Source organism: Pseudomonas juntendi (assembly GCF_021560075.1).
In the GTDB taxonomy this organism is placed as follows: Bacteria; Pseudomonadota; Gammaproteobacteria; order Pseudomonadales; family Pseudomonadaceae; genus Aquipseudomonas; species Aquipseudomonas juntendi.
The window spans coordinates 3,099,888-3,111,892 of the sequence record NZ_CP091088.1; the positions used below are offsets into that span (position 1 = coordinate 3,099,888).

Annotated in this window: 12 protein-coding genes and 1 pseudogene; 6 read left to right on the forward strand and 7 right to left on the reverse strand. The window is 64.1% G+C overall.

Going from position 1 to position 12,005, the window contains the following annotated elements; all coding sequences use genetic code 11:
• Positions 1 to 145: 145 nt before the first annotated feature.
• Positions 146 to 343, reverse strand: a complete 198-nt coding sequence (locus L1P09_RS14350; protein WP_029887314.1) for a DUF1289 domain-containing protein — start codon at positions 341 to 343, stop codon at positions 146 to 148.
• A gap of 7 nt (positions 344 to 350) precedes the next feature.
• Positions 351 to 668, reverse strand: a complete 318-nt coding sequence (locus L1P09_RS14355; protein ID WP_054903950.1) for a hypothetical protein — start codon at positions 666 to 668, stop codon at positions 351 to 353.
• Between the two features lie 314 nt (positions 669 to 982).
• Here L1P09_RS14355 and L1P09_RS14360 point away from each other — a divergent pair, with 314 nt between their 5' ends.
• Positions 983 to 2,731 (forward strand): BCCT family transporter, encoded by a 1,749-nt coding sequence (locus tag L1P09_RS14360; protein WP_054903949.1) that lies wholly within the window; start codon positions 983 to 985, stop codon positions 2,729 to 2,731.
• Between the two features lie 159 nt (positions 2,732 to 2,890).
• On the opposite strand, the pseudogene L1P09_RS14365 reads toward L1P09_RS14360, so the two are convergent.
• Positions 2,891 to 2,995, reverse strand: a pseudogene (locus L1P09_RS14365) (hypothetical protein); the annotation flags it as partial.
• Positions 2,996 to 3,154: 159 nt separating this feature from the next.
• Here L1P09_RS14365 and L1P09_RS14370 point away from each other — a divergent pair.
• Positions 3,155 to 3,805, forward strand: coding sequence for a TIGR04211 family SH3 domain-containing protein (locus tag L1P09_RS14370; RefSeq protein ID WP_054903948.1), 651 nt, complete (start codon positions 3,155 to 3,157; stop codon positions 3,803 to 3,805).
• A gap of 6 nt (positions 3,806 to 3,811) precedes the next feature.
• Here L1P09_RS14370 and L1P09_RS14375 read toward each other — a convergent pair whose 3' ends face one another.
• On the reverse strand, positions 3,812 to 4,744 hold the full coding sequence (locus L1P09_RS14375; RefSeq protein ID WP_029887319.1) for a LysR family transcriptional regulator: 933 nt from the start codon (positions 4,742 to 4,744) through the stop codon (positions 3,812 to 3,814).
• A 208-nt stretch (positions 4,745 to 4,952) separates the two neighbouring features.
• Here L1P09_RS14375 and L1P09_RS14380 point away from each other — a divergent pair, with 208 nt between their 5' ends.
• Together L1P09_RS14380 and L1P09_RS14385 are read left to right on the forward strand one after the other, a co-directional pair.
• Complete coding sequence (locus L1P09_RS14380; RefSeq protein WP_054903947.1) at positions 4,953 to 5,339, forward strand: VOC family protein; 387 nt, start codon at positions 4,953 to 4,955, stop codon at positions 5,337 to 5,339.
• A 42-nt stretch (positions 5,340 to 5,381) separates the two neighbouring features.
• Positions 5,382 to 5,951 (forward strand): hypothetical protein, encoded by a 570-nt coding sequence (locus L1P09_RS14385; RefSeq protein WP_054903946.1) that lies wholly within the window; start codon positions 5,382 to 5,384, stop codon positions 5,949 to 5,951.
• Between the two features lie 34 nt (positions 5,952 to 5,985).
• Here the strand turns inward: L1P09_RS14385 and L1P09_RS14390 are convergent, their stop codons facing one another.
• The 3 genes from L1P09_RS14390 to L1P09_RS14400 form a co-directional block, all read right to left on the reverse strand.
• The gene (locus L1P09_RS14390; protein ID WP_054903945.1) at positions 5,986 to 6,426 is read right to left on the reverse strand and encodes a VOC family protein; all 441 of its coding nucleotides are present in this window, start codon (positions 6,424 to 6,426) and stop codon (positions 5,986 to 5,988) included.
• Between the two features lie 67 nt (positions 6,427 to 6,493).
• Positions 6,494 to 7,420: an alpha/beta fold hydrolase gene (locus tag L1P09_RS14395; protein ID WP_009686546.1), complete on the reverse strand. Its 927-nt coding sequence runs from the start codon at positions 7,418 to 7,420 to the stop codon at positions 6,494 to 6,496.
• Positions 7,421 to 7,572: 152 nt separating this feature from the next.
• Complete coding sequence (locus L1P09_RS14400) at positions 7,573 to 10,077, reverse strand: UvrD-helicase domain-containing protein (protein WP_054903944.1); 2,505 nt, start codon at positions 10,075 to 10,077, stop codon at positions 7,573 to 7,575.
• A gap of 184 nt (positions 10,078 to 10,261) precedes the next feature.
• Between L1P09_RS14400 and L1P09_RS14405 the strand changes: the two genes are divergently transcribed.
• Together L1P09_RS14405 and L1P09_RS14410 are read left to right on the forward strand one after the other, a co-directional pair.
• Positions 10,262 to 10,960 (forward strand): pirin family protein, encoded by a 699-nt coding sequence (locus tag L1P09_RS14405; protein ID WP_235767774.1) that lies wholly within the window; start codon positions 10,262 to 10,264, stop codon positions 10,958 to 10,960.
• A 124-nt stretch (positions 10,961 to 11,084) separates the two neighbouring features.
• On the forward strand, positions 11,085 to 12,002 hold the full coding sequence (locus L1P09_RS14410; RefSeq protein ID WP_235767775.1) for an AEC family transporter: 918 nt from the start codon (positions 11,085 to 11,087) through the stop codon (positions 12,000 to 12,002).
• The last annotated feature ends 3 nt before the right edge of the window (positions 12,003 to 12,005 follow it).

Below are 12,005 nucleotides of genomic sequence, written 5' to 3' on the forward strand. Positions count from 1 at the left end.
TCTGGACCATCAGAGGCCGACTAGCGGACCTTTTATGGGCAAAAAAAGGAGTGCGGCCCATCGCCGGCAAGCCGGGCTCCCACAGGAGCAGTGCAGACCTCATGCTTTGCGCCCCCTGTGGGGGCTGATGGGCTGCCAGCAGGGCCTAACTGACCTGCCGCTTGGCCGCCTTCTTGGCGATGGCCTTCATGCGCGTGGCCGCCCGCTGCACGGTCGCCATCTTCTCGGGGCGCTTCATGCCCCGCCATTTGCGGATTTCCTCGCGGGTACGGCCGCAGCTCACGCACAGCTCACTGTTGAGCTGGCACAGCGAAACGCAGGGGTTGTCGATGTCTTTGGCCATATGCTGTTCAGCCGGGTAATTCGGCCCGCGCGCGCTCGCCAGCATCCTTGAACACTTTGCTCACTTCATCGGCCTTGACCTTGTTGACCGAGTAGGCGGCCACCAGCTCGTCGACAACGCGTAGGCCTTGTTCCAAGGCCGTCTTCAATTGGTCGGCGTCGCTAGCGTCAGCGATATCCCCAAGGTAAGGCGCGATGAGGTAAACGTAACGGTCTTGCAGCTTGAGCGCTTCCAGCGCATCGAGAGCATGCTGGAACCGCTCGGCTGCGGCAGGGCTCATGCTCAGTTTATCGAAATGAATCAGGCTCACACGGTCAGTGGCCATTATTACGAATCTCCGTTTCCTGGTACGGCCGGGCCCGCACGCGACAGCGCTTCTACGGTGCTTGATGTGCGGCCCCGGGTAATGCTCACCAGCGTACCAGAAGCCGAGACAGAAAGGGCCAATGCCCCCAGAACTAAAAGTATTTGCCAAGTCGCGCAAGGGCAGCCCCAGGACGCTATCGGGACAGGTGCCGGCGCCGACCGCGCAGGATAATCCCGCCAGCACTCCACCCGGCCGAGGCGCCAACGCCCTCGGTAGCTCACACAACTACAAGCCTGCACGAACAGGCAAGCCACACAGGGGCCTCAGCATTCATGGTAAAGGAACACATCAACGAAACACTCGACCTTGGCGTTACCGACCCCTCGAAAACCGCAGAAGCCCGCCAGGACCGGCGCTTCGAGGGCAAGCTGGACTGGGTGGTCTTCGGTTTCACCAGCATCCTGGCCATCGCTTTCGTGCTTTGGGGCTTCATCAACCAGGCCAGCCTGGCGCGCAGTGCCTCCACCGCTCAATCGTGGGTCATTCTCAACTTTGGCTGGTTCTTCGTACTGACCTCCACCCTGTTCGTGATGTTCGTGCTGTGGCTGGCCGCCAGCCGTTACGGGCGGGTACCGCTTGGCCGTGATGGCGAACAGCCAGAGTTTCGCACGGTGTCCTGGGTGGCGATGATGTTCAGTGCCGGCATGGGTATCGGCCTGATGTTCTTCGGGGTGGCCGAGCCGCTGTCGCACTACGTGTCACCGCCGCCCGGCTCGGCCAGCGGGCAGACCAGCGAAGCGATGCAGGTCGCGATGGCGACCACCCTCTTCCACTGGACCTTGCACCCTTGGGCCATGTACGCCATCGTTGGCCTGGTCATCGCCTACGGGACCTTCCGCCGGGGCCGCTCACAGTTGATTTCCGCGGCCTTCCGGCCGTTGATCGGCAAGCACGCCAACGGCCCGCTTGGCCGGCTGATCGACATGATGGCAATTTTCGCCACGCTGTTCGGCTCGGCGGCCTCGCTGGGCCTGGGCGCCCTGCAGATCGCCGGCGGGTTGGAATACAACGGCTGGATCGAAAGCCCTGGCAAGCTGTTCTACATCTCCATCATCACCCTGCTGACCATCGCCTTCGTCTCGTCGGCGGTATCGGGCATCGGCAAGGGCATCCAGTGGTTGTCCAACATCAACATGGTGCTGGCCCTGGTGCTGGCGCTGTTCGTGTTCATGGTCGGGCCGACCCTGCTCATGCTGAACCTGCTGCCGACCTCGCTCGGCATCTACATCAAGATGCTGCCGGAAATGATGGCCCGTACCAACGCCAGCGGTGGCGAGCAGATGAACAGCTGGCTGGCCGGCTGGACAGTGTTCTATTGGGCCTGGTGGATTTCCTGGACGCCGTTCGTGGGCATGTTCATTGCCCGCATCAGCCGTGGCCGCACCATCCGCCAGTTCGTTACCGGCGTGCTGCTGGTGCCGAGCCTGGTCAGCCTGGTGTGGTTCACCATCTTCGGCGGCGCGGCCGTCGATGCCCTGCGCGAAGGTGCTTTCCAGCTGGCCAACGGGGCCGTCAACAGCAACCATGCGTTGTACCAGTTGCTGGACAGCTACCCACTGGCCTCTGCGACGTCAGTGCTGGTGATGGTGCTGGTGGGCATCTTCTTTGTCTCGGGCGCCGACGCGGCGTCGCTGGTGATGGGCACGCTGTCGGAGCACGGCACCACTGCACCTTCGCGGCGCACGGTGATCTTCTGGGGCGCGCTGACCGGGACGGTCGCGGCCATCATGTTGGCGATCGGCGACCCACGGGACCCTGGCGAAGCGCTGACCGGGCTTCAGAACCTGACGATCGTGGTGGCCCTGCCGTTTGTGGTGGTGATGGTGCTGCTTTGCCTAGCGCTGTACCGCGACCTGCGCAAGGATCCGATGATGCTGCGCCAGCTGCGCGGCAACGAGCTGATCGAAAAAGCCGTGCTGTATGGGGCGGTGAAGCATGGGGAAGAGTTCTATATCGTGGTGCAGGAGAAAAAGGCGTCGGTCAAGACGGCGCAGGCTGCGAGCGAAACCGCAGACACCTGAACCCGCGCAGCGGTAACGGCTACTAAGCGTTACAGGGGCTGCTTTGCAGCCCTTCGCGGGCGTGCCCGCGAAGGGTCGCAAAGCGGCCCCAAATTACTTGACTGACTTGCCTCACCCAACGGGCGCAAAACATTCACCCAAACCAAAGGAGCAGGAAAGCTACCAAGGTGAATTCGACAGTGGGTACTCGACGATCAGCCGCACTTCGTCCAGGTCCGACGCGAACGCCGTGGCGCGGGTGGTGGCCTGGCGTACGCGCAGCGCCCGGGCACGGCCTGGGCGCTGCAACATCCTGCAGACATTTCCGACGCCAGGCAGTGAACCTGCTGACAAAAAAAAGGTCATTCGCTGACGGTCAACTCACCGACCGGTTCATCGGCCCAGTCACCGGCCTACTTTTTCTCCGTTGCAGCGAAGACCAACATGCCCGATTCCCGCCCAACCGCCTCCGCCCTCCCTGCCCTGCGCGGCAGCCTGATCGCCGCCCTGCTGGCGCTTGCCGCACCCGTGCATGCCGAACAGGCCGCCAGCGACGCACGCTGGGTCAGCGACAGCCTGAGCACCTATGTGCGTAGCGGGCCGACCGACGGCCATCGCATTGTCGGCACCCTCAAGTCCGGGCAAAAGCTGACCCTGCTTGGCAGCCAAGGCAAGTACAGCCAGGTGCGCGGCCAGAATGGCGATGTGGTGTGGATCCTCAGCGAGGACCTGCAGGCGGTTCCCGGCCAGAACGAACGGCTGCCGCTGCTGGATGCGCAGGTGGCAGAGCTCACCGGCCAGCTGAAGACCATCGACGACAGCTGGAAAAACCGCGTGCAGGGCATGCAGGAAACCCTGGACTCGCGCAAGAAGCTGATCGACGAGCTGGAGGCACGCAACAAGGCGCTCAACGAGCAATACGACCAGAGCCAGTCGGAGCTGCGCGACACCCAGGCGCGCCTGGGCGATGAGAACAAACAGGTGATGATGCGCTACATGGTCTACGGTGGCAGCATCGCCGGCGCGGGCCTGCTGGCGGGGCTGATCCTGCCGGCGCTGACCCGCGGGCGCAAGAAGAATGACCGCTGGTTCTGAACGGCGTCAGGCACCGCGCTGCGGCTGCAGATCTTGGAACTTCGCCAGCTCTTCGCGGCAGAACGCCACGAACAACTGCGCCGGCTTGGTCAGCTGTACACGCTTCAACCAAGCCGCGGCCAGCCCCGACAGCGCCACCGGCTCGGTGATGTCCAGCATGACCAGGCGCTGGCCGTCGTAGGTGTAGGGCGAATGCGGCCGGGTGACCAACAGCGAAAACCCGAACCCCTGCCCGACCATGCCGCGCACCATCTCGATCGAGGGCGAACTGAAGACGATGTTTGGCGTGAGGCCCAGTTCGTTGAACAGGCTGACGAAGTAAGTACGGCTGGGCGCCACGTCCAGCAAGATCATCGGCTCCGGGCACAGGTCGCGCAGCGAGACCTGGCCCTGGCTGGCAAAACGGTGGTTCTCCGGCAGCAATACGTACGGTTTTTGCGGCGGCATCAGCGGCTCGGCCTCGATGGTGCCATCGAGGTCGTGATCATAGAGAAACGCCAGGTCGAAGCTGCCTGCCGTCAGGCCCTGGATCAGGTCCTGCTGCTCGCCGTCGCGCAGGCGGATATCCACGCCAGGGTAGCGCTGGCGGAAACCGGCAATCAGCCGTGGCAGGTACAACGGCGCCACGGTTTCGAAACAACCGATATCGATTTGCCCGGCAACGGTGTCATTGTCGGCCAGGGCGTTTTGTTCGAACTCATGGGCCATTTGCAGCAGCGACTTGGCCTTGGCGTAAAAGCGCTTGCCGCTGGGCGTCAACGACACACCCTGAGCATGGTGGCGGATGAACAACTGCACCCCGAAGCTTTCCTCCAGGCCTTTGATGGCCGTGGAAATCGACGGCTGGGCGATGTAAAGCTGGCGCGAAGCCTCCGCCACGCTACCGGCTTCTACCGTGGTGACGAAGTACTTGAGTTGTCGCAGGGTATAGGCAGCCACGCTTACCTCTCTGGCGCCGGCCTGGGCGCACGGGAATCGGGATCATGGCTGATACTTTACCCCCGCAGGCGCCCGGGCGGTGGCTGGCGGATCAAGCATTTGCCTATGGCTTGAGCAGGTTTTCCCTGGGTAGGCTCAAGCGCACTGGTCAAATGGCCGTCAGCGTCTTTACTAATGCTTATCGACCCTAGGCATACGGTGTGCACTCATGAAGATCGTCGTCACCAGCATCCTCGTCGACAATCAAGCCAAAGCCCTTGCTTTCTACCATTACGTACTCGGTTTCGAGCCCAAGCAGGACTTCCCCATGGGCGACCACCGCTGGCTGACCCTCACCTCGCCCAACGACCCCAACGGCGTTGAGTTGCTGCTGGAGGCGTACGACAGCGAACAGGCCCAGGCCAACCATGCGAGACTCAAGAAAGCCGGTACCCCTGCCACCTCCTTCGCCGTGCGTGACATTCAGGCAGAGTATGCCCGGCTCTGCGCCGCCGGCGTCCAGTTCACCCAGCACCCTACCAACAAGGGGGCGGTAACCGTCGCGGTGTTCGATGACACCTGCGGCAACCTGATCCAGATCGCACAGAAGCACTAACCCCATGCCGCTATGGCACTGCGCAACAAATAAGGAAAACAGATGCGCCACGAATTCAGCGAAGTGCTCAATGACGGGGTCGACTACTTTCTGCTTGGCGATATCCAGTTGCTCGAACGGTTCAAGCAGGACCAGCAACTGCCCGATGACCTGGCCTACGCCTTCACCCATGACGACAGCGGCGACCAAGCCGTGAGTGAAGGTGTGGTGCTGCCACTGGCCGGGGTCGATAACCTGCCGTACCGCATTCTGTTCACCCTGGACAACCACACACCAGCGCTGCGCGAAGCTGGCAGCCGCCTGAAGCACCAGCGCAACGGCTATGTGCTGCGCGTCGAGCACGGGGCGCTGATGCTGTATACCTGGCGGATCCTTCAGCACTTCACGCCCAAGACGCTGGGTGACTTCTTGGCGCGTTACCAAGTACCGGGGCGGCCGATCATCGAGCTGGACAATGGCTGGTATGACGTGGAGGTGCTGGCCGGCGCAGTGGTGCGCGACGCCTTGTACGAGCCAGCGTTCGAGTTCGTGTTGAAAAAGCGCTGGAACCGGGGCCGGCCGGCCACCGTGGACACTGGCTACGCGTTCGGGCTGCGCGGCTATTTCGACTGATGGTTGCCTGCCCCGGTGTGCGGCGCCGCCAGGGTTAAACCCCGAGGGGGTGCACCGCTGCCACTGGCGCTATCGGCCCCTTAAGCTCGACCTGGTTGCCATCCGGGTCGTAGCAGTACAGCGACGGCCCTTCGCCTTCGGCACCGTAGCGTTTCTCGGCAGGTTCCACCTGCACCCCCGCCGCTTGCAGGTAGGCCAGCAAGGCGGGCTCATCGAATGGCTCGATACGCAGGCAGAAATGATGCAGGTTGCGCCCCTCGGCGCCCGGCGCCGCACCACCGGTTCGCCCCAGCGGCCCGTCCAGCGTAACCAGGTCGATCATCGCCGTGCCCGTGGCCAGGTGCACCATGCCCAGGTCATCGCGCACGCGGCTGACCGAACAGCCAAGCAGGTCGGTATAGAACGCCACGCTGCGCGGCAGGTCCCTGACCCGCAGTACCAGGTGGTCGATATGCTGGATGGCGAAGGGTCGCATGGCGGGCTCCTGCTGGCCTGGAGGTGTACCACCATAGCGCAGGACACCAGGCCATCACCAGCACTCGCTACTCATTCACCAGGCGTTGCAGCATGCCCCCTTCGTGCCGCGCGATGATGCGCAGCAGTTGGTCGGCCAGCGCCCGGTCCGGCGCATCCAGGTGGAAATGATGACCGCCCGGGTGCCAGGACACCTTCGCATGGTCGGGCAAAGCTGCCTGGCGCTGGCTGAACGCATCGCCGGAAAATGCCCCCTGGCGGCCGAACATCAGGTACAACGGGCAGCGGATCTGGCTGAGCAGGTCGCACGCTTCGCGCTCGGTCAGCGGCATGGGTTCGGGCAGCACCAGCCGCGGGTCGTGGCGCCAGCAATAGCCCTCGCCCAACTGCAACAGGTCGCGCATGGCCAACAAGCGGGCGGCGCCTTCGGACAGCTCGGTGTCCAGCCGCTCGCGGCGTTGCGCCAAGGCGGTGTCGAGGTCATCGAAGCGGGCGGCGCCCGGCTCGCCGAAGCCCGCTAGCTGGCTGCGCTGCACCATGCGCTTGAGCCGATAGGCCCGCGCCAGGTGCTGCACGCGGTCATCCTCCGCGACGGTGAACGGTGCCCCCATGCCGTCGAGGAACGTCATGCTGGCGATGCCGCTGGTCATGGCCGCAAGCAGTGACGCCACCCCCGTGCCCATGCCGTGGGCCAGTACATGGAATTGGCTCAGGCCGAGGCTGTCGGCAACCGCCAGCATGTCCTCGGCGTGCTCCCACAGGTAATAGCCACTGTCGTGCCGGCGATGGTCGGAACGCCCATGGCCGACCAGGTCGGGGGCCACGACGAAACAGTGTTCGAGCAGCGGTGCCAAGCGGTCGAACGAGGCTGCATTGTCCAGCCAGCCATGCAAGGCCAAGACCGGCATGCCGTCCTCCCGGCCCCAGCAGCGCACCGCGATCTCGATGCCATTGTTGTCCAGCAAGTAATCCTTGGGTGTCGACGATGAACGCATGGGTAGCTTCCTGACTAAGGCCTGGCAAGGCCGCGACACCCCTACCTTGGCGCGATGCCGGCAGCCGCGTTGGTGCCGGGCCGACACTTGCATAGGCCAGACCGACACCCCTCAGCTGAACGGCGCCCCTTGCTCGCCGGCCACAGCACCCTTCACTGCCCGCGCAGGTCCTCGAAGAATGCCTGCCGACCATCGACCCGTGCAGACGCCCTTGGCGCCACCGCCGCTTCGCCGCTGGCGGCCTCGACGTGCCAATAGCAGTGCTGCACGGCTCGGGTCACTGCCACGTAGGCCAGGCGCTGCACTTCTTCCTTCTGCGCGGTATCGAACGGCTGGGCGTCTGCGGCCTTGCCCAACCCGGCCTGGCGGTAGACCTGGTTCTTGTAGGGGGAGCTGGTCAGGTACTGGCAGTCGCCGAGCATGAACACCGCGTCGGCCTGCAGCCCCTTGGCACTGTGGTAGGTCAGCTGGCGCAGCCGGCGTTGCTCGGCCGGCAGCGCGGCCTCGGCTTGCACCACGCTTTGCAGGTGCTCGCTCATCAGTACCCGGTCGCTGCCCTTGCGGTACAGCATCATCACCGTCTCGCCGCGCTGGTAGTGCTCCATCAGTGTCTGGCCCAAGGCTGCCTCATCCCGGTCGAAGACCTTGACCGGCGAGCCCGGCAATTGCGCGGCGGGGCCGCTGGCGCGGGCCTTCTTGCCGGCAATTGCCGGGGTGCCCTTGACCAGGTGCTCGGCGGCATCGATCACCTGTTGCTGGCAACGGTAGTTATCGACCAGCATCACGCGGGTGTTTGCCGGTGCAGCAAAGGCCTTGGTGAATTCCATGAAGTACTTGGGTGAACTGCCGCGCCAGCCATAGATCGACTGCCAGTCGTCGCCCACGCACAGCAGTGACGAATGCTGGGCATGCCGCCCGGTGTGCATGGCCGGGCCGCGTCGGCGTATTTCGCGCAAACTCGCACGCAGCCAGCTGACGATCTGTGGCGACACGTCCTGGAACTCGTCGATCATCAGGTGCGCCAATGGCCGCAACAGCGGGTCGGGTAGCAGGCGCAGGTTTTCCGGGTTGTTTTCGCCGAACAGGGCGAACATGCGGTTGTAGCTCATCACCGGTGGCGACAGGCCCAGCAGGTGCGCTTCCAGGGCTTTCCAGTACAAGGCCAGGGCCTCGAAGAACAGGGCGTCGCTGTCACCGCTGGGGAAACTCATCGACGCCACGGCCGTGTTCACCTCAAGGCCAAGGTTCTCGATGAAATTGGCAGCCCCCACGAACGCATCCAGCAGTGGCGCCGCCGCCAGCTCGCCCTTGACCTTGTACTCGAAGCCAGGGCCCGCCACGGCATCACCGGCCAGCGACGCTGCCAGGCGCCGAGCCATGGCGTAGTTGTCGAGCCAGATCAGCGGCCGGTCGCAGAACGCCTGCAACAAAGTGCGTTTGACCGCCCACTCACCGCGTACCGCCAGCTTGGCGCCAGGGCGCTGGTACTGCGCGCTTTCCGTCGGGTCGAAGCCGAGCACCACCAACGGCCCGCCCCCCGCCAGGCGCCCATGCACATGAAACCGGCTGCCACGGATCTCGACGGTATCGCGGCACGGTTCGATACCTGTGATCGGCCAGGCGCCGGCAGCGAACCAGAGGTCCTCGATCACATCGCACAGCTCTTCGTCGCGCTGCGCAGCCAATTGCGTAACCTGGGCGCGTTTTTGCACCTCGGGGTTGTTCGGGTCCAGGGGTTTGAGCTGCAAGGCTTCGCTTCGCAGCAAGCCGACCAGCTCGGCAAAGCGTGGGCTTTCATGCAGCACGCGGCTGTAGCACTGGTTCAGTTGCTGGCGTTGGGCGTCATTCAAGCGCAGGTCGAACGGGTTGCTGTCGGCCTCGGCTTCGCGCCCGGCTGGCATGTCGCTGCCCAGCGTTTCGAAAGCACGCAGCTGGTCAAAACCCGGCAGGCTGCGCACCAGCGGAAGAATGCGTGAATGGAAGGTCCGCACCAGCTCGCGCGCCTGCGCCGGTTGCAGGTTGATCTGCCATAGGGCGAACACCTGCAGCAGGCGCTTGATGAAGTCTTTGCGCGACTCGCGGGTAAAGGTGACCACGGTCATCGCGTCCAGTTCGTAGCCCAGGTAATGGCGCAACAGCAGGATGCGCAGTACCAGCGACGTCGATTTGCCCGCGCCCGCGCCGGCCACCACGCAGGTAGACGGCGTGTCGCTGAAAATCAGCTTCCATTGCGCAGCGCTGGGTTGCGCTTCGGCGGGCAGGCGCTGGGCCACATCGGCCTTGAAGCGTTTTTTCAGTTCGGCCGTCAGCGGCAGGCGCCAGTCGTCGAAGAGGTTGTCGTCGCAGCCAGGCACGGCAGCATCCTCGGGGCGGCTGTCGCGGATCACCAGTACCTGGCGCCCGGCCTCGTAGCCGGCTTCCCGGCCACGCTCGAAACCATCGCGCACACCCTCGGCATGGCCCCTGCGTTGCCCGCTGGCATGGCCCTGGAACCATGAGTCCCTGTGCTGCGCCTGCAAGCCGGTCAGGCAGCGCCCCAGCAGGCGCGCCGCCACACGGCGAAACCAGGGCAACTGGGCGGGCGGGGTAAGGTCGGCGGGGGCATGGGGTAGCTCTTGGGCCACGGTCACTCCTTGCTGAACAGAAACAATGGGCATGTTCGCCGCATCGACTCAAAATGGCCAGCGAATGCTTGCAGATCAGGGGATTAGGCGATGAAGCGGATAAGTGCCTGCAGGTTATAGAACCACTAATTCGATTGTTTTGAGCCGATATTTACGCTTATTTTCGATGCTTCTTTGGCGCATCATGGCCTCATCCACTGATTCAAGGAGCACGACCATGCTGCAACTTCGTTCGTTCGATAGCCTCGGCCATGCCAACCACGGCTGGCTCGACGCCCACCACCATTTTTCCTTTGCCGAGTACTACGACCCAGCGCGCATGCACTGGGGCAACCTGCGGGTCTGGAACGATGACCTGATCGCGGCCGGCAGCGGCTTCCCTCCGCACCCACACCGTGACATGGAAATCATCACTTATGTGCGCGAAGGCGCGATCACCCACCAGGACAGCCTTGGCAATAAAGGCCGGACCGAGGCCGGTGACGTCCAGGTGATGAGTGCCGGTACCGGCATCGTGCACAGCGAGTACAACCTGGAAGACGTCGATACCCGTATCTTCCAGATCTGGATCGTGCCGGAACGCACCGGTGAAGCACCGCAATGGGGTAGCCGACCATTCCCCAAAGGTGAACGTGGCGAAGGCTTCGTGACCCTGGCCAGCGGCCGCGCCGGCGATGAAGACAGCCTGCAGATCCGCACCGATGCACGCCTGGTGGCTGCCACCCTGAAAGCGGGTGAGACCGCCGAATACCGTTTCGACGCCGATCGCCGGGGCTACCTGGTACCCGCCAAGGGCCGGGTGGAAGTCAACGGCCTGCGGGTCGAGGCGCGTGATGGTGTGGCCATCGCGCAGGAGCAGCTTCTGCGCGTGACCGCCATCGAAGACAGCGAGATCGTGCTGGTGGACGTGGCCTGACCTTCACCCGGCAGGCTTGGTGGTCAGCCGGGCTGTCGTTTTCAGCAGCGAGTGCAGTCAATACCGTTTCACAAATCGTTGCGTAGCCGTAGTCTTTGCCGGTACCCGACCACGGAACGTTGACATGCTGCAGTTGCTGCTGACCACCCTGCTCCCGATCATTCTGCTGATTGCCCTGGGTACTTTCCTGCGCCTGCGGGGGTTTCTGGCCGAAACCTTCTGGCCTGGCGCTGAACGCCTGAGCTACTACGTACTGCTGCCAGCGCTGTTCCTGCATGGCCTGGCCACCGCCAACCTGGCGGGTGTGCCGGTGCTGGGCATGGTCGGCGCGCTGATGCTTTCCACCTTGGCGGGCGCGGTGATGCTGGTGCTCTACCAAGGCATGGCAGACCACGAGGGTGCCGATTTCACCTCGGTGTTCCAGGGCGGTATCCGCTTCAACAACTACATTGGTGCCACCCTGGCTGCCGGCCTCTACGGCAGCGCCGGCATAGCCCTGGCCGCGGTTGCCAACGCGGCCATCGTGCCTCTGGTCAACCTGCTCTGCGTGCTGGTGTTCGCCCGCTTCAGCGCCCGCCACAGTTCGCCAGCAACCGTGCTGAAGGCAATCTTCGCCAACCCGCTGATTGTCGGCTGCGCGGGTGGCCTGCTGCTGCGTTTGACCGGGCTGGGCCTGCCGCCGGGCATCGAGCCCACGGTCAAGGCCCTGGGCCAGGCTGCCCTGCCGCTGGGGCTGCTGTGCGTGGGTGCAGCGCTGGGCGGCGCCCGCCTCGGCCAGCAGGCGCGGCCATTACTGGCGGCTTCGGCGTTCAAGTTCCTGGTCATGCCCGTGACCACCTGGGGCCTGTGCCGGCTGCTGGGCCTGGGCGGCCAGGCCGCAGTGGTGGCGGTGCTGTTCCAGGCACTGCCGACAGCCTCGTCCTCCTACGTAATGGCGCGGCAAATGGGCGGCAATGCACCGTTGATGGCCACCATCATCGCCCTGCAAACCGTGGCCGCCGCCGCCACCCTGCCTTTGGTATTAATGCTTACGCTTGGCTAGACT

Bases quoted from the DNA above. Each gene is read 5' to 3' on its own strand.
- L1P09_RS14350 (WP_029887314.1), bottom strand. From the start codon at position 343: ATGGCCAAAGACATCGACAACCCCTGCGTTTCGCTGTGCCAGCTCAAC.
- L1P09_RS14355 (WP_054903950.1), bottom strand. From the start codon at position 668: ATGGCCACTGACCGTGTGAGCCTGATTCATTTCGATAAACTGAGCATG.
- L1P09_RS14360 (WP_054903949.1), top strand. From the start codon at position 983: ATGGTAAAGGAACACATCAACGAAACACTCGACCTTGGCGTTACCGAC.
- L1P09_RS14370 (WP_054903948.1), top strand. From the start codon at position 3,155: ATGCCCGATTCCCGCCCAACCGCCTCCGCCCTCCCTGCCCTGCGCGGC.
- L1P09_RS14380 (WP_054903947.1), top strand. From the start codon at position 4,953: ATGAAGATCGTCGTCACCAGCATCCTCGTCGACAATCAAGCCAAAGCC.
- L1P09_RS14385 (WP_054903946.1), top strand. From the start codon at position 5,382: ATGCGCCACGAATTCAGCGAAGTGCTCAATGACGGGGTCGACTACTTT.
- L1P09_RS14390 (WP_054903945.1), bottom strand. From the start codon at position 6,426: ATGCGACCCTTCGCCATCCAGCATATCGACCACCTGGTACTGCGGGTC.
- L1P09_RS14395 (WP_009686546.1), bottom strand. From the start codon at position 7,420: ATGCGTTCATCGTCGACACCCAAGGATTACTTGCTGGACAACAATGGC.
- L1P09_RS14400 (WP_054903944.1), bottom strand. From the start codon at position 10,077: ATGCCCATTGTTTCTGTTCAGCAAGGAGTGACCGTGGCCCAAGAGCTA.
- L1P09_RS14405 (WP_235767774.1), top strand. From the start codon at position 10,262: ATGCTGCAACTTCGTTCGTTCGATAGCCTCGGCCATGCCAACCACGGC.
- L1P09_RS14410 (WP_235767775.1), top strand. From the start codon at position 11,085: ATGCTGCAGTTGCTGCTGACCACCCTGCTCCCGATCATTCTGCTGATT.